Annotated in this window: 20 protein-coding genes; 14 read left to right on the top strand and 6 right to left on the bottom strand. The window is 48.4% G+C overall.

From position 1 onward, the window contains the following. Positions 1–6: 6 nt before the first annotated feature. Positions 7–1,374, top strand: a complete 1,368-nt coding sequence (locus ACO05E_RS03485; RefSeq protein WP_419811606.1) for a DUF1329 domain-containing protein — start codon at positions 7–9, stop codon at positions 1,372–1,374. Between the two features lie 106 nt (positions 1,375–1,480). On the opposite strand, the gene ACO05E_RS03480 is transcribed toward ACO05E_RS03485, so the two are convergent. Together ACO05E_RS03480 and ACO05E_RS03475 are read right to left on the bottom strand one after the other, a co-directional pair. Next, on the bottom strand, positions 1,481–2,470 hold the full coding sequence (locus ACO05E_RS03480) for a serine/threonine protein kinase (protein ID WP_419811605.1): 990 nt from the start codon (positions 2,468–2,470) through the stop codon (positions 1,481–1,483). Positions 2,471–2,548: 78 nt separating this feature from the next. Continuing rightward, positions 2,549–3,115, bottom strand: coding sequence for a ComF family protein (locus tag ACO05E_RS03475; RefSeq protein ID WP_419811604.1), 567 nt, complete (start codon positions 3,113–3,115; stop codon positions 2,549–2,551). Positions 3,116–3,352: 237 nt separating this feature from the next. Between ACO05E_RS03475 and bioB the strand changes: the two genes are divergently transcribed. From bioB to ACO05E_RS03450, 5 genes are all read left to right on the top strand, one after another. Then, a complete protein-coding gene (gene bioB / locus ACO05E_RS03470; RefSeq protein WP_419811603.1) occupies positions 3,353–4,414 on the top strand; it encodes a biotin synthase BioB in 1,062 nt (353 codons plus the stop codon). Between the two features lie 129 nt (positions 4,415–4,543). After that, positions 4,544–4,795 carry a hypothetical protein gene (locus ACO05E_RS03465; RefSeq protein WP_419811602.1) on the top strand — a complete coding sequence of 84 codons (252 nt, stop codon included), beginning with the start codon at positions 4,544–4,546 and terminating at the stop codon, positions 4,793–4,795. A 72-nt stretch (positions 4,796–4,867) separates the two neighbouring features. Then, complete coding sequence (locus ACO05E_RS03460; protein WP_419811601.1) at positions 4,868–5,761, top strand: putative metalloprotease CJM1_0395 family protein; 894 nt, start codon at positions 4,868–4,870, stop codon at positions 5,759–5,761. Between the two features lie 237 nt (positions 5,762–5,998). Beyond that, on the top strand, positions 5,999–7,804 hold the full coding sequence (locus ACO05E_RS03455; protein WP_419811600.1) for an acyl-CoA dehydrogenase C-terminal domain-containing protein: 1,806 nt from the start codon (positions 5,999–6,001) through the stop codon (positions 7,802–7,804). 163 nt (positions 7,805–7,967) lie between these two features. Continuing rightward, positions 7,968–9,758, top strand: a complete 1,791-nt coding sequence (locus ACO05E_RS03450) for an acyl-CoA dehydrogenase C-terminal domain-containing protein (protein ID WP_419811599.1) — start codon at positions 7,968–7,970, stop codon at positions 9,756–9,758. A 101-nt stretch (positions 9,759–9,859) separates the two neighbouring features. Here ACO05E_RS03450 and ACO05E_RS03445 read toward each other — a convergent pair whose 3' ends face one another. Next, the gene (locus tag ACO05E_RS03445; RefSeq protein ID WP_419811598.1) at positions 9,860–10,204 is read right to left on the bottom strand and encodes an HPF/RaiA family ribosome-associated protein; all 345 of its coding nucleotides are present in this window, start codon (positions 10,202–10,204) and stop codon (positions 9,860–9,862) included. Between the two features lie 174 nt (positions 10,205–10,378). Between ACO05E_RS03445 and ACO05E_RS03440 the strand changes: the two genes are divergently transcribed. The 7 genes from ACO05E_RS03440 to ACO05E_RS03410 all read left to right on the top strand — a co-directional run bounded on the left by ACO05E_RS03440 (position 10,379) and on the right by ACO05E_RS03410 (position 16,325). Then, entirely contained in the window at positions 10,379–10,903 is a 525-nt protein-coding gene (locus ACO05E_RS03440; protein WP_419811597.1) for an opioid growth factor receptor-related protein, read from the top strand. Between the two features lie 36 nt (positions 10,904–10,939). After that, complete coding sequence (locus ACO05E_RS03435; protein WP_419811596.1) at positions 10,940–11,608, top strand: HAD family hydrolase; 669 nt, start codon at positions 10,940–10,942, stop codon at positions 11,606–11,608. Positions 11,609–11,852: 244 nt separating this feature from the next. Next, positions 11,853–13,340, top strand: a complete 1,488-nt coding sequence (gene trpE / locus ACO05E_RS03430; protein WP_419811595.1) for an anthranilate synthase component I — start codon at positions 11,853–11,855, stop codon at positions 13,338–13,340. 18 nt (positions 13,341–13,358) lie between these two features. After that, positions 13,359–13,943, top strand: coding sequence for an anthranilate synthase component II (locus tag ACO05E_RS03425; RefSeq protein ID WP_419811594.1), 585 nt, complete (start codon positions 13,359–13,361; stop codon positions 13,941–13,943). A 14-nt stretch (positions 13,944–13,957) separates the two neighbouring features. Then, the gene (gene trpD, locus ACO05E_RS03420) at positions 13,958–15,004 is read left to right on the top strand and encodes an anthranilate phosphoribosyltransferase (RefSeq protein ID WP_419811593.1); all 1,047 of its coding nucleotides are present in this window, start codon (positions 13,958–13,960) and stop codon (positions 15,002–15,004) included. A 13-nt stretch (positions 15,005–15,017) separates the two neighbouring features. Continuing rightward, on the top strand, positions 15,018–15,818 hold the full coding sequence (trpC, locus tag ACO05E_RS03415; RefSeq protein ID WP_419811592.1) for an indole-3-glycerol phosphate synthase TrpC: 801 nt from the start codon (positions 15,018–15,020) through the stop codon (positions 15,816–15,818). A 141-nt stretch (positions 15,819–15,959) separates the two neighbouring features. Further along, positions 15,960–16,325: a hypothetical protein gene (locus tag ACO05E_RS03410; RefSeq protein ID WP_421722726.1), complete on the top strand. Its 366-nt coding sequence runs from the start codon at positions 15,960–15,962 to the stop codon at positions 16,323–16,325. On the opposite strand, the gene ACO05E_RS03405 is transcribed toward ACO05E_RS03410, so the two are convergent. After that, on the bottom strand, positions 16,308–16,733 hold the full coding sequence (locus tag ACO05E_RS03405) for a BLUF domain-containing protein (RefSeq protein WP_419811590.1): 426 nt from the start codon (positions 16,731–16,733) through the stop codon (positions 16,308–16,310). The two genes, ACO05E_RS03410 and ACO05E_RS03405, sit on opposite strands and share 18 nt — an antisense overlap. 292 nt (positions 16,734–17,025) lie before the next feature. Between ACO05E_RS03405 and ACO05E_RS03400 the strand changes: the two genes are divergently transcribed. Beyond that, a complete protein-coding gene (locus tag ACO05E_RS03400) occupies positions 17,026–17,313 on the top strand; it encodes a helix-turn-helix domain-containing protein (protein WP_419811589.1) in 288 nt (95 codons plus the stop codon). An 84-nt stretch (positions 17,314–17,397) separates the two neighbouring features. Here the strand turns inward: ACO05E_RS03400 and ACO05E_RS03395 are convergent, their stop codons facing one another. Together ACO05E_RS03395 and gcvP are read right to left on the bottom strand one after the other, a co-directional pair. After that, entirely contained in the window at positions 17,398–19,575 is a 2,178-nt protein-coding gene (locus ACO05E_RS03395; RefSeq protein WP_419811588.1) for a hypothetical protein, read from the bottom strand. Positions 19,576–19,663: 88 nt separating this feature from the next. Beyond that, entirely contained in the window at positions 19,664–22,576 is a 2,913-nt protein-coding gene (gene gcvP, locus ACO05E_RS03390; RefSeq protein WP_419811587.1) for an aminomethyl-transferring glycine dehydrogenase, read from the bottom strand. Between the last annotated feature and the right edge of the window lie 45 nt (positions 22,577–22,621).

Genomic DNA, 22,621 nt, shown 5'->3' with positions numbered 1-22,621 from the left:
ACAATTATGTTAAAACAATCTTATAAAAAACTGGGCAGCGCGATTGCGCTGTCCGTGATGGTCGCAGCTGCTAACGCAGCTGTTACCCCTGAGCAAGCGGCAGAGCTGGGTAAGTCTCTGACACCTATGGGTGCTGAGATGGCTGGTAATGGTGGAGAAATTCCGGCATGGACTGGTGGTATCACTGAGTTCCCTGCGGGCTTCACGCAAGGCGATAAGCGTCTGGTTGACCCATTCCCGAATGACAAGCCGAAGTTTGAAATTACGGCGGCGAATTATAAGGAATATGCCGACAAGCTGACCGATGGTCAGAAAGCGATGTTTGAAAAGTATCCGGAAACCTATCGTATGCCGGTATACGAAACACGTCGTTCGTCAGGCTACCCGGATAGCATTTATGACGTTACTAAAAAGAATGCAACTGAAACCAGCCTGATCGCTGGTGGTAACGGCATGGAAAACTACGTAGAAGGGGTTGCTTTCCCGATTCCTTCTAACGGTCTGGAAGTTATCTGGAACCATATCGTGCGTTATCGTGGTGGTTCTGTTACCCGTATTGCGGGTCAGGCGACACCACAGGCAAACGGTGATTACCAGCTTGTTCGTTTTAAAGATGAATTTACCTTCCGTAATAAGTTGAGTGACTTTAACCCGGATAAAGACAGCAACGTATTGTTCTATTTCAAGCAAGATGTTGTATCTCCTGCGCGTCTGGCAGGTAACGTACTGCTGGTTCACGAAACACTGGACCAGGTAAAAGAGCCACGTAAAGCCTGGGTTTATAACGCGGGTCAGCGTCGTGTACGTCGTGCTCCTCAGGTGGCATACGATGGTCCGGGTACCGCTTCCGATGGTATGCGTACTTCCGATAACTTCGATATGTACAATGGTGCACCAGATCGTTACGACTGGAAACTGATTGGCAAGCAAGAACTGTATATCCCATACAATGCTTACAAGCTGAACCACGAAGATGTTAAGTACGATGAAATCATTCAGCCTGGTCACATCAATCAGGAACTGACCCGCTACGAACTGCACCGCGTGTGGAAAGTTGAAGCGACTCTGAAAGATGGCAAGCGTCACATCTATGGCAAGCGTGTGTTCTACATTGATGAGGACACCTGGCAAGCATCAGCCATCGACCACTACGATGGTCGTGGTGAACTGTGGCGTGTAGCAGAAGCACACAACCTGATGTTCTACGATGCGAAAGTGCCTTGGTACGCCGTTGAGACTCTGTATGATCTGAACTCTGGTCGCTACCTGGTTATGGGTCTGGATAACGAAGAAGACAGCTCTTACAAGTTTGGCTTCACTCGTTCTCAGAAAGATTACACTCCTGCTGCATTACGTCGCTCTGGCCGTCGTTAATCAGTAATAGTGATAAAACAAAAAACGGATGCCTCGGCATCCGTTTTTTTGTTTCTACAGATTAAAAACGATTATCCCGTTAAGACTTTTTACAGATGAAAACTCTCTACATATTAAAATTGGGCAGCTGAATCGTAGGTTCTCGGAGCGCAGCGAGTTGCTCGCGTAACGATAAGGTATGCTGCGACCAGAATTGATGGCTGGTTAGCCAGGGAAACGCTGCCGGAAAAGCAGGGTCTTGCCAACGCACACATAACCAGGCGGCGTATTTAATCATACGTAATGTTCTCAGTGCTTCGATCAGGGGTAATTCATTGGTTGGAAATGGCCGGAACATTTCATAACCCTCACAGATCACTTGCAACTGTTGCTGCTGTTCATATCGATCACCACTTAATAGCATCCAGATATCCTGCATTGCCGGGCCGGTTAGGCAATCGTCAAAATCAACCAGATACAGATTTTCGTCGCGCAGTAATAAGTTGCCGCTATGTAAATCGCCATGCAATCGGATTTGTGTTTGGGCTTGCGGTAAATAAGCCTGTTGAATTTCCTGACGTAAGTCCGTTATCAAAGAGGTATAGGCTGCCTGATATTCATCTGGCATTAAACCACTCGACAACACCTGTTGTGAGGCCAGTTCCAGATCGGGCACTCCGGCAATTTGAGGGCGGTGCTTAAAGTGAGTTTTTTCGCCAATTAAATGTAGGCGCCCAAGCCAGCGGCCTAATAATTCCAGATCGTCTTCATTGCTGATCTCGGGTGCATGTCCACCTTGTCTTGGAAAGAGTGAAAAATAAAAACCATCAAATTCAAATAAGGTTTGGTTATTGATCTCAAGCGGAGCAATAACCGGTAATTCCTGTTGCTTAAGTTCATGCAGGAAATCATGCTCTTCCTGAATGCAGGATTTACTCCAGCGTCTGGGACGATAAAACTTCACAATCAATGGGTTCTGTTCTTCGATGCCCACCTGATACACACGATTTTCGTAACTGTTTAACGCAAAAACACGGGCGTCACATAAGAATCCCAAGGATTCAACGGCATCCATAACGGCTGTGGGTGTCAGGCGGCTGTAAGGGTGATCAGACATAATATTCAATATCGATACAAAAGAGGCCTAGTATGACGGATTTTCCGGTTTGAATCAGGCTTGGGACTGAGTTTAGGGTTAGGGGTGGGAGTTACTGAAATCGTATTTAGGAGTTCGGGCAAATACCCAGGCGCCAACCAAGCGGGCGCCTTGTTGCTTTAATAATGATGCCGCGACATCAAGTGTGGCACCGGTTGTCATTACATCATCAATAATCAGAATATGTTGCCCAGTGAGCTGGGCTGAGCCTTTACGTAAACTGTTTTGTAAATTAACCTGGCGCTGATCTTTACCTGAGCCTTTGATTAATGCATTTGTTACCAGTGGAATCGCAAAAGCACGACTCAGCTCCAGGGCAATCCATTCTGCTGGATTAAAGCCTCGTTGAAAGCGGTGCAACGGGTGTGACGGAATAAATACAATCTGATCCACCTTGTTCAACATGGTAGGTGGACTTTGCTGCATCAGCTGGGCAATTTTTTCCGCCCAGATAAATTGACGTTTGTCCTTCATCTTCAGAACCCAATGGCTGATCGGCGGCTGGTAGCGGTATTGGCAGACAACGTAATCAAACGCAGGAGGGCGGGTTTGGCACTGACCACAGCGTTTGCTTGTGCCAGTACTGACGTATCCGTGCCCAGGCATCTCTTCTCCACATTGTGAACAGGGTGAATAAAGGCTGGGCAGCAGTGCTCTACAGGCTTCGCAAATAAACAGGCGTTGCCGTGTGGGCTGCAGGCAGAGTTCACACTCCTGGTGATCATTTAACAGCTGGCTAAAAAGTGAGCGGATGTTCCCTGTAATTGCCTTCAAAGTTGACCGCGTCCCTTGGTTAATTAGTATTTAGCCATAACTATTATTTACAGTGATTGGAATTTGGGTATGGGTCACTTGGCTGAAAAAGAAAATGGATTGCGTCATGACTGGACGGTAGCAGAAGCTGAAGCGCTGTTAACGATGCCAATGAATGACTTGTTGTTTCAGGCACACAGCATTCATCGCCAGCATTTTGATCCGAATCAGGTGCAGGTCAGCACTTTACTCTCCATTAAAACCGGTGCTTGTCCGGAAGATTGCGCTTATTGCCCTCAAAGTGCTCGCTACGATACCAAGCTTGAAAAAGAAAAGCTGATGGAAGTGGAGGCGGTTATCGAAAAAGCCAAAGCCGCCAAAGCCGCGGGCTCTGATCGCTTTTGTATGGGAGCCGCCTGGCGCTCTCCGCGTGAAAAAGACATGCCTTATGTACTGGCGATGGTCAAAGGTGTCAAAGATTTAGGTATGGAAACCTGTATGACTCTGGGCATGTTGGATGAAGATAAGTCGTCTCGCCTGGCTGAAGCCGGGCTGGATTATTACAACCACAACCTGGATACCTCACCGGAGTACTACGGCGAAATTATTACCACCCGTACCTATTCTGATCGTTTAGAAACACTGGATAACGTGCGTAAAGCCGGAATGAAAGTTTGCTCCGGTGGCATTTTAGGTATGGGTGAAAATAATAAAGACCGCGCTGGGTTGCTGGTACAACTGGCTAATTTGCCCCAGCATCCGGATTCTGTACCGATTAACCAGCTGGTTAAAGTGGCAGGAACACCTCTGGAAGCCGAGGGAGATCTGGACCCACTGGACTTCGTCCGCTCCATTGCCGTCGCGCGGATTATGATGCCCAAATCTCATGTGCGGTTAAGTGCTGGCCGTGAGGAGATGACGGAAGAAATGCAGTCGATGTGTTTCTTTGCCGGAGCCAACTCCATCTTTTACGGCGAGTGCCTGCTAACGACCCCGAATCCGGCAGCGAATAAAGATCAGGATCTGTTCCGCAAGCTGGGCATCAACTCGGATCATCAGGTGACACAACAGCCAAAAGAGCTGGATGAGATTCTGAAACCTGCGGCAAAAAATGATCCGAATGCGATGTTTTATGACGCTGCAGCAAGCTGACCGCCCAATCGCTTAAAACTTTAGCGATATAATTTTTCAATCTAACAGAAGCCAGCGATAAGCTGGCTTCTGTGTATATTGCTGTTTAAAATATAAACAATTTGGCATTAAACGTTAGCGGAGGTGGCTATGAATATTGGTTCAACCACAGGTTCAGCATTTACAACGGCATCAGCCGGGATCAGTCAGGGTACGGATCAGGTGCGTCGCGCAGCGCAGGATGTTGTTGATGCAACCACAGAACGCCCGGTTGAAGGTCCGGATCAGCTGGCTCAGGCTGCTACCGATTTAAAAGAAGGGGAACGTTCTGTCGAAGCGAATGCCAGAGTATTAGAAGCTGAAGACCGCACCTTAGGGTCTATTATTGATATTCAGGCCTGAGCATCGGGTCTGAGAGAGCACGGTATTAAATAAGAACCCGGTATTCAATAACAAAACCGGAACGAGCGTAACATGCAAATCGCCATCAACACGAACCAGATTACTGCACCAGCTGCACCGGCGAATATCGTCGGCGGTGCAGGCGTGTCTGCTGTGGATGGTGCGGAAAATACGGATTCTGTGGCTTTTGCTCCGGTTGAAGAAGTATCGATCAGCGAAGCCGGCCGCCGTATCAGTGAACAAAGTCCTCCGGTTAATCAAGCAATTCAGAGCGATACGTCGACCGACAGCGAAGCCATAGCAGCTTCTGAAGAGACAGGTATTTCTGATGAGACAAGTCCTGAACAAGCTTCTGGTCGTGAACAGGAAGCTAGCCGTGAAACAGCCGAGCAACGCCAGCAGGAAGCTGATCTTGCTCAGATTCGTCAGTTGAAAACTCGTGATGCCGAAGTCAAAGCACACGAAGCTGCACATGCAGCGGTGGGTGGGCAATTGGCAGGAACACCAAGTTATACCTATCAACGTGGCCCAGATGGAGTGCGTTATGCAGTTGCCGGAGAAGTCCCGATTGATGTCAGTGTGATTCCGGGAGATCCACAAGCAACGCTGGAGAAAATGCAGCAGGTTCAACGCGCTGCTCTGGCTCCGGCGGAACCTTCCAGTCAGGATCGTCAGGTTGCAGCTCAGGCTTCGCAGCAAGCAGCGACGGCCCGGGCTGAAATCAGTGCTCAGCAGCGTGAGCAGCGCGTTGAAGCCAGCGAAGACGATTCTCAAGACGAGCAAACCACAGAGCGTGCCGACAACGATCAGAAGAATAATGAATCTGCTGAGTCACAAGAGCGGGTATCTGCTGCGGATACTTTCTCTGAACAAAATGCCCGAATGCGTCGCATTAACGCATTCCTGCTGGAAATTTCTGTACCGGATGCCCCCAAAGCCGGTGACCTGATCAACGCTGTTGCCTGATTATTTCCCTATCTGTCCTGAATGTCGGATCAATTATTTTATTATTTCTCAAATTTCAATACACCTGTGTTGGCTAGGATAAAAAGTCGCGGATTGTTCTGTGCGATAGGGTTGACAATGGTGGTAGGCGAACGTATGTTTCAAACACTTGTTTGAAAAGGCAGCGATTAACGTTGTCTTACTAATAACCAGCAGCACGATGCTGCAAAAACATATAAGGCAAAGAGGTCAGTCGCTATGCCAGAGTATAAAGCTCCCCTGCGTGAAATTAAGTTCGTAATGGACGAAGTGTTGGATGTGCCAGGACATTACGCCAGCCTGCCAGCTTATGCTGAAAACGCTACTCCGGAAATGGTTGATGCCATTATCACCGAAGGTGCTAAATTCTGTGAAAATGTTATTGCTCCTCTGAACCGTGTTGGTGACGAAGAAGGCTGTACTCGTCACGAAGATGGCTCTGTAACGACTCCTACTGGCTTTAAAGAAGCCTATGCTCAGTTTGTTGAAGGCGGTTGGCCAACACTGTCTCACGACGAAGAAGTGGGTGGTCAGGGCCTGCCAGAGTCTCTGAGCAATGTTATCTCTGAGATGGTTGGTACTGCTAACTGGTCTTGGGGTATGTACCCGGGTTTGTCTCACGGTGCGATGAACACTATCTCTTCCTGGGGTACTCAAGAGCAGAAAGATACCTACCTGACCAAGCTGGTTAGCGGTGAGTGGACGGGTACCATGTGTCTGACCGAGCCTCACTGTGGTTCTGACCTGGGTATCCTGAAAACCAAAGCTGAGCCAAATGCTGACGGTTCTTACTCTATCTCTGGTACCAAGATCTTTATCTCTGCCGGTGAACACGACATGGCTGAGAACATTGTGCACATCGTTCTGGCTCGTCTGCCAGGTGCACCAGAAGGTACTAAAGGTATTTCTCTGTTCATCGTTCCTAAGTTCAACGTTTCTGCGGATGGCGCAGTAGCGGATCGTAACGATGTTGTGTGTGGTTCTATCGAACACAAAATGGGTATCCACGGTAACTCTACCTGTGTGATGAACTTTGATGGCGCTAAAGGCTTCCTGATTGGCCCTGAGAACAAAGGTCTGAACTGCATGTTCACCTTTATGAACACCGCTCGTATCGGTACTGCTCTGCAGGGTGTGACGGCAGCTGAAGGTTCTTTCCAGGGCGCTCTGGCATACGCCAAAGATCGTCTGGCCATGCGTTCTCTGACTGGCCCTAAAGCGCCAGAGAAAGCAGCTGATCCAATCATCGTTCACCCAGACGTTCGTAAAATGCTGCTGACTCAGAAAGCATTTGCTGAGGGTGGTCGTGCACTGGTTTACTTGACTGCACTGCAAAATGACATCGTTCATAAAGGCAACACTGACGAAGACAAAAAAGCCGCTGATGAGCTGCTGGGCTTCCTGACGCCAATCGCCAAAGCGTTCCTGACTGAAACTGGTTACGAAGCCACTAACCTGGGTGTTCAGGTATTTGGTGGTCACGGTTTCATCGCTGAGTGGGGTATGGAGCAGCTGGTACGTGATGCTAAAATCTCGACCATCTACGAAGGTACCACTGGTATTCAGGCACTTGACCTGTTAGGCCGTAAAGTTCTGATGACTCAGGGCCAAAGCCTGAAAAACTTCACTAAGATTGTTCACACTTTCTGCAAAGAAAACGCAGAAAATGAAGCCATGGCACAGTTCGTTGAGCCGCTGGTTAAGCTGAACAAAGAGTGGGGCGATCTGACCATGAAAATTGGCATGAACGCTATGAAAGATCGTGACGAAGTAGGCTCTGCTTCTGTAGATTACCTGATGTACTCTGGCTACGTAACGCTGGCGTACCTGTGGGCTAAGATGGCGAAAGCGGCACAAGACGCTCTGGCTGCCGGTACCACTGAAGAAGATTTCTACAAAGCCAAGCTGACCACAGCACGCTTCTACTTCACTCGTATTCTGCCACGTACAGCGTCTCACGCTGCTACTATGGTTGCGGGTGCAGACACTCTGATGGATCTGGATGAAGAACACTTCGCGTTCTGATAACACCGGATTTTGATTAAAAAACCGTGCCTCACCTGCGTGTTGGCGCGGTTTTTTGCATTTGGGTATAGGCAATTTGATTTCAGCCGTTACAATAGCGGCGTTTTGTTGATTGGCGTCGCTGGAGCCAATGACAAAACGAACAATCTACACGAGGTGAATCATGGCAGAATATAAGGCACCATTGCGCGACATGCGCTTTGTCCTGAACGAAGTTTTTGAAGCTGACAAACTGTGGAGTTCGTTAGCGGGTCTGGAAGGTGTGGTGGATGTAGAAACCGCCGAAGCGATCCTGGAAGAATGTGGCAAAATCGCCAGCCAGGTTCTGGCACCGATTAACCGCGAAGGTGACGAGCAGGGCTCTACCTGGAAAGACGGCGAAGTTACCGCTGCTCCAGGCTTCAAAGAAGCTTATCAGACTTACGTTGAAGCAGGTCTGAACGGTCTGGGTGGTAACCCTGAGTTTGGTGGCATGGGCATGCCAAAAACTCTGGTTGGCCAGATGGAAGAAATGGTTCAGGGCGCTAACATGGCCTTTGGCCTGGCACCGATGCTGACTGCAGGCGCTTGTCTGTCTCTGAATGCTCACGGTTCTCAGGAACTGAAAGAGAAGTATCTGCCAAACATGTATTCCGGTGTATGGGCAGGTGCGATGGACCTGACCGAACCTCACGCGGGTACTGACTTAGGTATTATCCGCACCAAAGCCGCTCCGAATGCCGATGGCTCATTCGACGTAACTGGCACCAAGATCTTCATTACTTGGGGCGAGCACGACATGGCTGAGAACATCATTCACCTGGTACTGGCAAAGCTGCCAGATGCACCAGCAGGCCCTAAAGGTATTTCCCTGTTCTTAGTACCTAAGTTCCTGGTGAACGAAGACGGTTCTTTAGGCGAGCGCAACACCATGGGTTGTGGTTCTATCGAACACAAAATGGGTATTAAAGGTTCTGCTACCTGTGTGATGAACTTCGACGGCGCTAAAGGCTGGCTGGTTGGTGAAGAAAACCAGGGCCTGGCAGCGATGTTCACTATGATGAACTACGAGCGTCTGGGTGTTGGTATCCAGGGTATTGGCGCGGCTGAAGCGTCTTACCAGAACGCGGTTGAATACGCACGTGACCGTATCCAATCCCGTGCGCCTACCGGTGCTCAGGCAAAAGATAAAGCAGCTGACCCAATCATCGTACACCCGGATGTACGTCGTATGCTGTTGACCTCTCGTGCTCTGACTGAAGGCGGCCGTGCATTCTCCACTTACGTTGCTAAGTGGTTAGACATTGCTAAGTTCTCTGACGACGCTGAGCAGAAGAAGCACGCTAGTGCGATGCTGGCACTGCTGACTCCTGTTGCTAAAGCCTTCCTGACTGACAATGCTCTGGAATCTGCAATTGCAGGCCAGCAGGTATTTGGTGGTCACGGCTTTATCCGTGAGTGGGGCCAGGAGCAACACGTTCGTGATATCCGTATTACTCAAATCTACGAAGGCACCAACGGTATCCAGGCACTGGATCTGATGGGCCGTAAGATTGTGGGTAACAATGGCGCGTTCTTTAAACTGTTTGAAGACGACATCAACGAATTCGTTGCGTCTCAGGCAGGTAACGAAGCGATGGCTGAGTTCATCGAGCCTCTGAAAGCCGCTCTGGAAAACCTGAACGACCTGACCCAGTGGGTTATTGATCGTGCACAAGGCAATCCAAACGAAATCGGTGCGGCATCGGTTGAATACCTGATGGTATTTGGTTACACCGCTCTGGCTTACATGTGGGCGAAGATGGCTGCTGTTGCGCTGGATAAGCAAGACGACAAGTTCTACCAGGCGAAAGTATCGACTGCACGCTTCTACGTTAAGCGTCTGCTGCCACGTTACATTGGTCTGACAGCTGCTGTGAAAGGCGGTTCTGAGTCCTTGTTCGAGCTGGAAGAAGAGATGTTTGAAACGGCTTAATACGCGTTTCTGATCTCGGAATCAAAAAAGCCACCTCTGTCGGGTGGCTTTTTTGTTTGCGGATGTCGGATTTATCCGCTTCTGTACTCAGTACAAATAACTTATGCCGTCATGCGACGGTTTTTATCGACACGTTTGTCGTGAATCTTGCGGATCTTACGCTGCGCTTTATCAAACGCGTCACGCACCGCAACATACATATCTTCATGGTCGGTGTTGTCATGGTTATCGTTGGTGATGGCAACGGTTTCTCCCGGCAAGCCAATCTCCAGCGATACATGCGCTAATTTACCCTTGTTGCTGTGATTATGGGGCATGGCAACCACCGCCCGAATGCCTGTGATGTTATCAAAGGTGGCGGTTAACTTATTGGTTTTCTCCCGAATGGTTTGCTCAATACCGTCTGAGTGTTCGATGTCGCGAAAGCTGATTTCCAAACCTTTCATGGTCGCTCCTTTTGTTAGGTTCCATTTAAGAATGGATGATTCCGGGGATGATGACCATGCCTTAGGTCAACTATTTATAAGGCAATACAACTTCCTGTACTTTTGTTTTGAGGAAGCTGTCAGCTATGGTTTTCTGTCTATACTGGATGCTGATATGGATTATGTGAGCAGACTATGCACCCTTTAATAGCCTTCTATTCGGGCGCACGCACTGATCATCGTGGCAGAACCTTATCGGGTATTCTGGCTTTCTCTGATAATGAGCTGGAAAGCTGTCATGATTACATTCAGTGGTTATTTCCGCTGACCAGCCCCAGTGCTTATAACCCCGAAGCGCCGGTTGTTTCTGAGCATGTGGCGCTTGAGTTTCAGAATAATTATGAACTGCAGCTGGAACTGCACCGGGCTTTGCTGCGTATGCTGGAGTTTTATGGTGTGGTGCTGCGTGAAACTCCGCAAGGGTTTGAATTGCTGGTGCCAGAAGATGTGGCCCAGTTTCACTGGATGACACCGGACAACCATAACCATAAACGCCTGACCAGAATACTGGCATCGCTCAAACTGTTTGGTATGGACACCCATGCCAGTGCTGTATGGCAGGGCTTACAGCAGCTTGCGGTGGCGTATCCTGATGCGATTTCAGCTGCCACTCTGAGCCATTGGCGCCTGGCTGCGCTGGGGGTTGATAGCAGCCTGTGATAACCTTCACCGCTCATTTACAGCGAGCATGCCCGAATGCAGGTATACAATCTGCCGGTAGTCTTTTTTGATCTCGACGATTCTCTGATTAACAAAGATGCCAGCAGTCTGTGGATTAAATGGCGTTTCAAACGTGAGCGCTGGGCCATGGTTGAAGCTATGCAGGCTTTGGCATCTCTGTATCGTGCCTATAAAAAAGGCAAGGTCACCCACGCCCGACTATCTAATTATTATCGTATCCGCACTCGTGGTATGACACTGGCTGAGTATCAGCAGCGTGTGGATGATTTTTTTCAGGAACGCGGCAACTTCCATATATACCCACAAGCGGCTTCCTTGTTATTTGCCTATAAGCGACAGGGAACCGAACTGGTTATGATTACCGGCTCGGATGATGTGATTGCCCGCGCTTATGCTAACGCACTGGGCATTCCTCACGTGATCAGTAATCGCTTGGCGCAAACGGATGGCGAGATTAGTGGGCTGCAACAGCCAATGTGTTACGGCGATGGCAAGGTTGAGCTGGCGCAGCAGTTTTTAAAGGAGCGTGGCCTGAGTTTTGGCGATGCTGCGTTTTACACCGACAGCCACTCCGATATTCCCTTGCTGGAGCAGGTTGCCCAGCCAGTGGTGCTGAATCCAAATAACAAACTCCGCACGGTTGCCTCACAACGACACTGGCCCTGCCTCGATTGGCGTGAGTAACCGTGCCAGCCGATTTCGCTCACGTTTTATCTGGTCTTGTCGCAAGCGCCTTATCTGGTATAGTTCGGCTACCCAATCACATTTCCCCTGATTATCGGAGATCGCGGTGTTTTTCCAATATAACCGCCCGTTACAGCAGGGTCAGCATCTGACCCAGCGATGGTATTAACGCAGTAAACCTTCTGTGCAGCCCGCATATGGCTGTTTTTCACTGTGTTAACAAACAAGTCTCCAAAGGTTTTTTATGACACCGCAACAATTCCAGGCCCTGGCAGAGCAGGGTTATAACCGCATACCGGTCGCCCGTCAGGTGTTGGCCGATCTTGATACGCCACTAACAACCTTTCTGAAACTGGCTGCCCAGCCTTATACCTACCTGCTTGAGTCGGTACAGGGCGGTGAAAAGTGGGGGCGCTATTCCATTATTGGTTTACCTTGCCGCGAAGTCTTGAAGGTGTATGGTCAGCAAATTCAGATCGAAAAAGACGGCAACATCGCCGAACAGTTCGAGGTGGAAGATCCGCTGCAATATATCAGCGAATTTCAGCAGCAATTTAACGTACCAACTTTAGATGGCCTGCCGAAATTTGACGGCGGTTTAGTGGGTTATTTTGGCTATGACACCATTCGTTATATTGAGCCTAAACTAAAAGCGACCTGCCCTAAAGACGATCTGCAGACTCCTGATATTTTATTGATGGTGTCGGAAGAAGTGGTGGTGTTCGATAACCTCAGTGGCAAACTGCATTTAATTGTGATGGCCAATCCTGCGGTTGAAAATGCCTTGGAAAAAGCCGAGCAACGTATTGAACAACTGCGCCAGCAAATTCGTACGCCCTATCAGGGTGAAATTGGTCAGCCTCTGGCAGAACCGAAAGAAATTGCTGAAAGTGATTTCCGCTCATTGTTTGGTGAGCAGGAATTTATGGACGCGGTGGATAACATTAAAGAATACGTGTTATCCGGCGACATTATGCAGTGTGTGATTTCTCAGCGAATGCAGGTGCCATATTCCGGTGATCCGGTGAATATTTATCGGGCATTACGCACATTAAACCCTTCACCTTATATGTATTGCCTGAACTTAGGGGATTTCCACGTGGTGGGTTCTTCTCCGGAAATTCTTGCACGATTAGAAGACGGTGAAGTCACGGTTCGCCCGATTGCCGGTACTCGTTACCGAGGCCAGACCGAAGAAGAAGATCAGGCGTTGGAAGCCGAATTATTAGCTGACCCGAAAGAAATTGCTGAACATTTAATGCTGATCGATTTGGGTCGTAACGATGTTGGTCGTGTGGCACAAACCGGCGAAGTTGAAGTGACCGATCAAATGGTGGTCGAACGCTACAGCCATGTGATGCACATTGTTTCCAACGTCAAAGGCAAAGTGAAAGATGGCATTACCGCGATGGACGTATTACGTGCGGTTCATCCGGCAGGCACCTTAAGTGGTGCGCCTAAAATCCGGGCGATGGAAATTATCGACGAATTTGAATCCACCAAGCGTGGTGTTTATGGCGGCGCTGTGGGGTATTTAAGCTGGAACGGCAATATGGATACCGCCATTGCGATCCGTACGGCAGTGATTAAAGATGGCGTGCTGAATATTCAGGCAGGCGCCGGTGTGGTAGCGGACTCTGTGCCGCGTCTGGAATGGAAAGAAACCATGAATAAAGGTCGTGCGATGTTCCGTGCGGTTGCCATGGCGGAAGCTGGACTGGATCAGGATTAAGGCAGAGGAGTACACACTATGTTAGTCATGATTGATAACTACGACTCGTTTACCTACAACGTGGTTCAGTATTTTGCTGAGCTGGGCGCTGATGTAAAAGTGTTTCGTAACGATGAAATTACCATCGAACAAATTGAAGCCTTAAATCCGGACCATTTGGTGATTTCGCCGGGGCCATGCACCCCGAACGAAGCGGGTATTTCGATGGCGGCGATTAAACACTTTGCTGGTAAATTACCCATTCTCGGTATTTGTTTGGGCCATCAGAGTATTGGTCAGGCATTTGGTGGTGACATTATTCGCGCCGGCCGGGTGATGCACGGTAAAACCTCACCCATTCATCATAAAGATTCGGGGGTATTTGCCGGATTAACCGAAGGTTATAACGCCACCCGTTATCACTCACTGGTGATTGATAAAGACACCATTCCTGAGTGCCTGGAAATTACCGCCTGGACCGAAAATGAAGACGGCAGTATGGAAGAAATTATGGGTGTGCGTCATAAAGAACTGGCGATTGAAGGTGTGCAGTTCCACCCGGAATCCATTCTGACCGAACATGGCCATGATTTATTGGCTAATTTTCTAAAAACCACGATTTAAACACGGGAGAAAACATGGACATTAAACAAGCATTGGCCCGTGTGGTTGAGCAACAGGATTTAACCACTGACGAAATGACTGCGGTTATGCGCCAGATTATGACTGGTGAATGCGACGACGCTCAAATCGGCGCGTTTTTGGTTGCCCTGCGTATGAAAGGTGAAACCATCGACGAAATTGTTGGTGCAGTAACCGTGATGCGCGAACTGGCCAGTGGTGTAAAAGTCGAAGCCAATAACGCAGTCGATATTGTTGGTACCGGGGGCGATGGTGCCAATCTGTTTAATGTTTCCAGTGCGTCTTCTTTTATTGTGGCAGCTGCTGGTGGGCATGTGGCGAAGCATGGTAATCGTGGTGTGTCTTCCAGCTCAGGCAGTGCTGACTTATTAGAAGCGGCGGGTGTTAATCTGGCGTTAAATTCCGATCAGGTGGCCGAATGTATTAATCAGCTGGGTGTCGGCTTTATGTTTGCACCGCAGCACCATAGCGCGATGAAACACGCCATTGGTCCGCGTAAAGCGTTAGGTCTGCGTACTATTTTTAATGTGCTTGGCCCGATGACCAATCCGGCTGGCGTAAAAAACCAGTTGATTGGTGTTTTCAGTAAAGACTTAGTACGCCCGGTTGCCGAAGTATTACAGCGCTTGGGTGCGGGCCATATTATGGTCGTTCACTCCAAAGACGGTTTGGACGAAATTTCTCTGGCTACGGAAACTTACGCCTGCGAATTAAAAAATGGCGAAATTCGAGAGTTTGAAATTAAGCCTGAAGATGTTGGTCTGGAACGTCAGGATTTATCTGGTCTGAGCGTTAACAGCGCTGAAGAAAGTTTGGCGTTAATTAAAAATGCATTACGTAAGCGTGATAGCGACGCGGCGAAAAAAGCAGCGGATATGTTAGCGATTAATGCCGGTGCAGCGATTTATGTCGCGGGCTTAGCGGTCAGCTTTAAAGATGGTGTTGATATGGCGGAAGATGCTATCTATAGCGGCATGGCGTATGAGAAAATTCTCGAGCTGGTGAGTTTCTCAACTTATATTGTTGAAGACGGTCAGGCGTAACAGAGCAGAAAATATGAACACTCCAACTATTTTAAAAAAGATCCTGGCGACCAAAGAGCAGGAAATTGCGGCACGCAGCCAAACTCTGCCATTAGCTGAAATTAAAGCGCAGGCAACGGATCGTGATGCATCTGAGCTGCGTGGTTTTTATCGCTCGATGAAAGCCAAAGTGGATGCCGGATTACCTGCCGTTATTTCTGAAATTAAAAAAGCATCTCCTTCCAAAGGTGTGCTGCGCGAAAACTTTATTCCAGAAAAAATCGCAGAATCGTATGAGCAGGGTGGTGCGGCCTGTTTATCGGTATTAACCGATCGTGACTATTTCAAAGGTCATGAAGATTATTTGGTCGCCGCTCGTAATGCCTGCTCTCTGCCAGTGATTCGCAAAGACTTTTTAATCGACCCGTATCACGTCTACGAAGCACGTTTATTAAATGCCGACTGCATTTTGTTAATTGTTTCGGCGTTAAGCGATATGCAATTACAGGATCTGGCAGGCTTAGCAGAAGAGCTGGGTATGGACGTGCTGGTGGAAGTACACGATGGTGAAGAGCTGCAATCGGCGCTGAAGCTGTCAACGCCGCTGGTGGGTATTAATAATCGTAACCTGCACACCTTTGAGTTGACCTTAGATACAACGCTGGGCTTATTAAAAGACGTTCCGTCGGATCGTTTACTGGTAACAGAAAGCGGTATTCTGGTGCCGGACGACGTGAAGCTGATGCGCGATCATAACGTTCATGCTTTCCTCGTTGGTGAAGCCTTTATGCGCGCTGAAGAACCCGGTGAAGAGCTGCAGAAGTTGTTCTTCTGATTTACTGTTCTGACGTTTTCTTTGCCGTATGAGTTGGCTGATAGCCGCTTATACGGCGACGCTTCTTTACTTCCTGCCGCTGACCTTTCTCCAACACTCTTGTTATATTGAAATCATTCTTTTCTGACACGCGAGGGAATGATGAAACTCTTCAGAAAAACACTGTCTGCAATTTTCCTGATTCTGGTGCTGCTATCGCTATTGGCGATGGTCTTTCAGGGGTTTCAGTTGATTCCGGCTGTATTAGCAACGGGCTGGCTGATTACAGCCGCAGCACTTCATTCAATTGGTGGTAAACCCGGGCGTATTATTGGTTATGTCGCCAGCTTAGGCGTGATCGGAGCGTTTGGCCTGGTTATGCAGATCAGCATGACTTTAGAGCCAAACTCGCACGATGCGTTTGGTGGTTTTGTGGTGTCGTCGGCGGGAATTCTGTTGGGACTGCTGGCTGCTGTTGGTATTTATTCAGCAGCCAGAGAGGAAAAGCAATCAGCTGCGGCTTCCTGAGGTCTGCTCAATGGCCTCTTTCAGAAAGCGCAGTGCTCCGGTGTTGGTCATGGCATAAGGGTCCAGATCATTGACACCGGAGTACTTCAGAATCAGCTCCTGAGTGATTTTGGAATCCGGCACGTAATACATATCCCACTGCCCAAAATCACGCTCATCAATGTACTGATAACACATCAGCTCCACTTCTTTATGACGCTTATCCTGAATAATCTGGTTGTAGATCAGATTGACCTGAGAACGTGACCCCTCCAGACACTGCATAAAGTACTTGCGATTAAAGCATAAGCAACCTGTCACCAGATGGCGATGATTATGCTCCTGGGCACTTTTAATCAGAGCTTCTAACTCAGAATCGTTCCAGTCTTCGGTCTTTTTACTGGCATAAATCAGGCGAACGAGAGGCATTGCTGGCTCCTGAATAGTCTTGGTATCTTCAGACTTTAGCTCAGCATGAGGGATGTGCCAGTGCGGGAGGTTGTAACTGACTTCTATATCTGCTGACTCCACGCTCCACGTAGTAACTTTAGCTGGTGCAGCTCATTCCTTTTTCTGTTTCTCACTGCGAATGATCGTCGTGCCCATTCAATAGCCTCAAGCTAGCTCTGTTTATAACCAAAAGGACTTTGGTGGAGATAATCCAATGGATTATATTTCAAGCTCAGAAAGCTCTGTTAAAGAATTCGGTTGGAGGTCGACAATGAGTGAAGCATTTGAAAGTATCGCCAAAGGCTTGAAGGAAACAATCGACCTGGTTGATGGCAAAGACGTCGAGTCTAAAAGCTACAAATTACCGTTGATGGATGTAGCGAAGCTGCGTAAGAGTTTGGGCCTCACTCAGGTTCAGTTTGCAGAGAAACTACGAATCAGCGTTGCAACGCTGCGTCATTGGGAGCGCGGAGATCGTACTCCGCAGGGGCCTGCATTGGCGCTGTTGAATGTTGTGGCTAAAGAGCCAGATGCGGTGATGAGGGCGTTGTGGGAGTAGTAAAAATTTGACTCGACCTGACAAGCATTAATGTAAAATGCCTGTCAGGCCGGGTCTGAGCTACTACAACTGAACTAATAAAAATTAGTAAATAAGTACAGCGCCAGAGTTTCTATTCTCTCTTTCTTCAGGGTTCCCATTAATACCAGAAGCTCTACTGTCATCGAATGGAACTCCTACAGCCATAGTTTCTCCATCAGCACTAATGCTAATTTGGCTTCCTATACCAGTTTCGGTAATAGCTTTCTTTGATTTAATATAGGTTTTTTGAATGAACCTTTCGTTTTGGTATGAAAATATGTAAGCAGCGCCAGAGGAGTCAATGCTATTTGATGATTGATCCCCGTTAAAGCCAGAATCTCCACCACCTTCACCAGGAGCGCCTACAGCGAGAATATCTCCGTTTTGATTAAGGCTAACAGACATTCCAAAGACATCCAGTTGTTCTTTGTTTTCCGATTTTAATAGCTGAATTTGATCCCAAGTATTATTTAGTGATTTGAATATGTAAACGGCTCCAGATCGTGATAAAGAGGTAGAACTTGGATTATTTTCACCAGTGCTACTTTCGTCAGGAACTCCAACAGAGAGCGTAGTGCCATCACCACTTAATGATATGTTTGATCCAAATAAACTGTCTTTAATTGGATGGTCTGCTTTTAAATAAGCAGTTTGATTCCATGTACTGTTTGATTTATTAAAAATATATACTGCACCAGATTCCCTTAATAAGTTATCTGATGGGTTTTGGCCTGAGCTACTTTCATAGGGGGCACCAATTGCTATGGTCTTTCCATCATCACTCATTTTCACAGATGTGCCAAACTGATCGCTGCTATCAGTATTTGAAGCGGAAAGGGTGTGGGTTTCAATCCAGCTATTATTTTCGTATTCAAATACGTGGACGACCCCACCGGTAATGCTGCCGGTTCTTCCCCATATACTCCCAACTGCTATTTGATCTCCGGCAGAGTTTATTGAAACAGCTTTACCAAATTCGAGTCTATGCCCAATTGGAGGAAGTTGGCTGGGTTTTAAATAAGCTTGTTGTTCCCAGACTTTATTTGTTTGCTTGAAAACGTATGCGGCTCCGATACGCGATCGGCTATTGTCCTCCTGATCTCCATTTACTTGTGTTGATCCACTGTCTTCTTGAGGTGCTCCAACCACTAGCATTGAACCATCTGAATTAAGAGCAATTGAGTATCCGAAAACATCCCATTCATCAGTATTCGATGCTTTTATATAGGCATCTTGTTGCCAACCTGAGTTACCACGGGAAAATACATAAACAGCTCCTGCATTATTTATTGAGTTGTCATTTTGATCGCCATTTATTCCCTTCGCGTTGCTTTGTTCTGTTATAGAGGAGACTGCTAGAGTATTTCCATCAGCACTAAGAGCTATTTTATTACCGAATCGATCTAGAGTATCCGGATTACTTGCCTTGATATAGGTAATGACTTCAGAATAGCTCTTATCAAACGATACGATATTACTATCGATGCAGTTGTCACTTGTGCATATTTCTAATTTGAAGCGTATATCTGAAGTTAAGTGTAGTGGCGTAGAGTATTCATATTGACCAATATTTTTTTCAATTTGAGTAGCAATGGGTAAAAAGCTTGATTCTGCTATCGTTGATATTAGTAAGTTATAATGGACTGCATTTGGTGTTTCACCCCAGGAAAGTAATAGAGTTTTAGAGTCTTTCGCTGACATTTCTAAAATGGAGGCTTTTTTAAATGTTGCACTCACTAGGCAATCTTCGGTGAGAAAAGATGTTGTGTAGATGTTACCGTTGAGAGTACCTCCGCATCCTATAACTTGATCGATAATAAACCCAGGGTTTGGAGTAATAGTCAGATTTGCTTGCCCAATGACCTGGACTCTTTCAAATTCAAATACGCCATTCCCATCTGTTTGTGTTGTAAGTTCATAAAATGCTGGGCTGAAGCTAACTTGTACGCTGCAGTTTCCGGTGAGCTCCGAAGTCGAGTAAATATTACCTTCTAAATTACCATCACAGCCTGACACTAAATTAATTTTGTATCCATCTGCTGGTGAGAGCGTGAATTCTACAATCTCTCCAAGACTTTTAGTTGAACTTGTTGGGGCAATACTCCCCGGACCAGTGACTTGGGTGGATACAGTGATGTTGTTTTCAGGCGAAGGTGTTTCGCTATTACCACCGCCACCGCCACAAGACGATAAAAACAGTCCAGCCAAAATAATTAGCAAGTGTTGAGTATATGATTTCAAAATTTATATTCCTTTAATTGAACGAAACCCCACTAACTTCTCAGCCAGCGGGGTTTTTAATGTCTTCCGTTTTTAAGAAGAACGAGGATCAGTCCTCGTAATTCTCAATCGCCGGACAAGAACAAATCAGGTTACGGTCACCGTACACATCATCAATACGGCCAACGCTTGGCCAGAACTTATGAGCGCCCAGATCTTTAACCGGATAAGCCGCCAGTTCACGCGAGTAAGGACGTTCCCAGTCACCGGTAACCACTTCAGCGGTGTGTGGAGCGTTTTTCAGCGGATTGTTTTCCGCGTCTAACTCACCACGAACAACGGCATCAATCTCGCCTTTAATGGCAATCATGGCGTCAGCGAAGCGATCAATCTCAGCTTGAGACTCAGACTCGGTCGGCTCAATCATAAAGGTACCCGCAACCGGGAACGACATGGTTGGCGCGTGGAAACCGTAGTCCATCAGACGCTTAGCGATATCCACTTCGGTGATACCGGTTTCGGCTTTGATCGGACGCAAGTCAACGATACATTCGTGCGCCACACGGCCATTCTGACCTGAGTACAGAATCGGGTAGTGCGTGCTCAGACGCTTCGCCAGGTAGTTGGCTTTCAGCAGTGCGATTTGAGTCGCTTTACGCAGGCCGTTGCCGCCCATCAAGGTGATGTACATCCAGCTGATGTTCAGGATCGAAGAGGAACCGTAAGGCGCTGCGGAGACCGCACCGTTGCCTTTGGATTCGTTATCGATTGGGCGTACCGCGTGGTTCGCCACAAACGGCGCCAGGTGTGCTGCCACACCAATCGGACCCATACCCGGGCCACCGCCACCGTGTGGAATCGCGAAGGTTTTGTGCAGGTTCATATGGGTTACGTCAGCACCGATATGACCCGGAGAGGTAATGCCTACCTGAGCATTCAGGTTTGCGCCGTCCATGTATACCTGGCCGCCGTGTTCATGAATCAGGTCGCAGATTTCACGTACGCCTTGCTCATAAATACCGTGGGTCGATGGGTAGGTCAGCATCAGGCACGACAGCTGATCGCCCAGCTCTTCGGCCTTGGCTTTCAGGTCGGCGAAATCAACGTTGCCGTCTTCATCGCAGTCGGTCACTACCACACGCATGGACGCCATTTGCGCCGATGCCGGGTTAGTACCGTGAGCCGAGCGTGGAATCAGACACACATTACGGTGACCTTCGCCACGGCTCTCGTGGTATTTCTTAATGGCTAACAAACCGGCGTATTCACCCTGAGCACCGGAGTTTGGCTGCATACAAATGGCCGGTAAGCCCGTCGCTTGCTTCAGGTAATCGTCCAGCTCAGCAATCATTTGCTCATAGCCTTCGGTTTGAGACTGAGGGGCAAACGGGTGAACGTTGCTGAATTCGTTCCAGGTCACCGGGATCATTTCGGTGGTGGCGTTCAGCTTCATGGTGCAGGAACCCAGCGTGATCATGCTGTGGTTCATAGCCAAATCTTTCGACTCCAAACGCTTCATGTAACGCAGCATCTCATGTTCAGTGTGATGGCTGTTGAAGGTTGGGTGGGTCAGGAATGTGGTATTACGGACGACGTTTTCTGCGATGCTGGTGCTGCCGTTGGCAACGATGTCAGCGTCCAGTGCGTAAACGTCCAGGTCGTGGCCTTCGCCAATGATAACGTCGAACAGTTCAGCAATGTCTTCGGCCGAAGTTTTTTCGCTCAGGGTGATGCCCAAGGTATCGGCGTCGATACGCAGATTAATTTCAGCAGCTTCAGCACGTGCCAGAACGGAATCACGGTTGGCGACGTTAATGGTTAAGGTGTCGAACCACTGGCTGTTGGTGATTTCTACGTTTTTGCTTTGCAGACCTTTCGCCAGAATATCGGTCAGACGGTGAATACGACCGGCGATGGCTTGTAGGCCTTTCGGGCCGTGGTACACCGCGTAGAAAGCGGACATATTCGCCAGCAGCACCTGAGCGGTACAGATGTTGGAATTGGCTTTTTCACGACGGATATGTTGCTCACGAGTTTGCAGCGCCATACGCAGTGCAGGCTTGCCCTGAGCGTCGATAGACACACCAATAATACGGCCAGGAATTGAGCGCTTGTAGACATCACGGGTGGCGAAGAATGCTGCGTGAGGGCCACCAAAGCCCATTGGGACACCAAAGTGCTGGGCATTACCCAGTACGATGTCGGCACCCATTTCGCCCGGTGCTTTTAACATCACCAGTGCCATTAAATCGGAGGCAACCGCAGCCAGTGCATTTTTCTCATGCAGGGCGGCAATCACGTCGGTGAGGTCGATTACTTCACCGTCTACGCCCGGATACTGGAACAGTGCACCAAATACATCGGCGTTGGCGGCTTCAGCGGCTGGACCTACCTGTACGTCCCAACCGAAGGCTTCGGCGCGGGTTTTTACCACGTCGATGGTTTGTGGCAGGCAGTTTTCGTCAATAAAGAAGGTGTTGGATTTGTTCTTACGTACGGAGCGTTTGATCATCGCCATGGCTTCTGCCGCAGCAGTGCCTTCGTCCAGCAGTGAGGCGTTCGCCAGTTCCATGCCGGTAAAGTCGATCACCATTTGCTGGAAGTTCAGTAACGATTCCAGTCGGCCCTGAGCAATTTCTGGCTGGTAAGGCGTGTATGCTGTGTACCAGCCTGGGTTCTCCATCACGTTACGCAACACAACCGGAGGAACGATGGTGTCGTGGTAGCCCATGCCAATGTAGCTTTTAAAGACCTTGTTTTTCTCGGCCAGAGATTTCAGGTAGTTCAGCGCTTCAAATTCGGTACGGCTGTCAGCAATATCGAGGAAAGGCTCTTGCAGAATATCGGCCGGTACAATTTCAGCGGTCAGTGCATCCAGAGAGTCAGCACCAATGCTTTGTAGCATGGCGTTTTCTTCGCTGTGATCAATGCCAGCGCCATCGGAACCAATGTGGCGGCCAACAAAGTTGTCGCGCTGTTCTAACTCTTTTAAGGACTGGGTGTTTAAAGACAATGTGGTCATGGGATGTCTCGTACGTCTTTATGTCAGAAAAGAAAAAGCCCCGGT

This window comes from Bacterioplanoides sp. (assembly GCF_965226395.1).
In the GTDB taxonomy this organism is placed as follows: domain Bacteria; phylum Pseudomonadota; class Gammaproteobacteria; order Pseudomonadales; family Oceanobacteraceae; genus Bacterioplanoides.
This window is presented reverse-complemented; position numbering and strand designations above follow the sequence as displayed.

Coding starts and splice junctions, on each gene's coding strand:
- ACO05E_RS03485 (WP_419811606.1), top strand. CDS start 7: ATGTTAAAACAATCTTATAAAAAACTGGGCAGCGCGATTGCGCTGTCC.
- ACO05E_RS03480 (WP_419811605.1), bottom strand. CDS start 2,470: ATGTCTGATCACCCTTACAGCCGCCTGACACCCACAGCCGTTATGGAT.
- ACO05E_RS03475 (WP_419811604.1), bottom strand. CDS start 3,115: ATGCCTGGGCACGGATACGTCAGTACTGGCACAAGCAAACGCTGTGGT.
- bioB (WP_419811603.1), top strand. CDS start 3,353: ATGGGTCACTTGGCTGAAAAAGAAAATGGATTGCGTCATGACTGGACG.
- ACO05E_RS03465 (WP_419811602.1), top strand. CDS start 4,544: ATGAATATTGGTTCAACCACAGGTTCAGCATTTACAACGGCATCAGCC.
- ACO05E_RS03460 (WP_419811601.1), top strand. CDS start 4,868: ATGCAAATCGCCATCAACACGAACCAGATTACTGCACCAGCTGCACCG.
- ACO05E_RS03455 (WP_419811600.1), top strand. CDS start 5,999: ATGCCAGAGTATAAAGCTCCCCTGCGTGAAATTAAGTTCGTAATGGAC.
- ACO05E_RS03450 (WP_419811599.1), top strand. CDS start 7,968: ATGGCAGAATATAAGGCACCATTGCGCGACATGCGCTTTGTCCTGAAC.
- ACO05E_RS03445 (WP_419811598.1), bottom strand. CDS start 10,204: ATGAAAGGTTTGGAAATCAGCTTTCGCGACATCGAACACTCAGACGGT.
- ACO05E_RS03440 (WP_419811597.1), top strand. CDS start 10,379: ATGCACCCTTTAATAGCCTTCTATTCGGGCGCACGCACTGATCATCGT.
- ACO05E_RS03435 (WP_419811596.1), top strand. CDS start 10,940: ATGCAGGTATACAATCTGCCGGTAGTCTTTTTTGATCTCGACGATTCT.
- trpE (WP_419811595.1), top strand. CDS start 11,853: ATGACACCGCAACAATTCCAGGCCCTGGCAGAGCAGGGTTATAACCGC.
- ACO05E_RS03425 (WP_419811594.1), top strand. CDS start 13,359: ATGTTAGTCATGATTGATAACTACGACTCGTTTACCTACAACGTGGTT.
- trpD (WP_419811593.1), top strand. CDS start 13,958: ATGGACATTAAACAAGCATTGGCCCGTGTGGTTGAGCAACAGGATTTA.
- trpC (WP_419811592.1), top strand. CDS start 15,018: ATGAACACTCCAACTATTTTAAAAAAGATCCTGGCGACCAAAGAGCAG.
- ACO05E_RS03410 (WP_421722726.1), top strand. CDS start 15,960: ATGAAACTCTTCAGAAAAACACTGTCTGCAATTTTCCTGATTCTGGTG.
- ACO05E_RS03405 (WP_419811590.1), bottom strand. CDS start 16,733: ATGCCTCTCGTTCGCCTGATTTATGCCAGTAAAAAGACCGAAGACTGG.
- ACO05E_RS03400 (WP_419811589.1), top strand. CDS start 17,026: ATGAGTGAAGCATTTGAAAGTATCGCCAAAGGCTTGAAGGAAACAATC.
- gcvP (WP_419811587.1), bottom strand. CDS start 22,576: ATGACCACATTGTCTTTAAACACCCAGTCCTTAAAAGAGTTAGAACAG.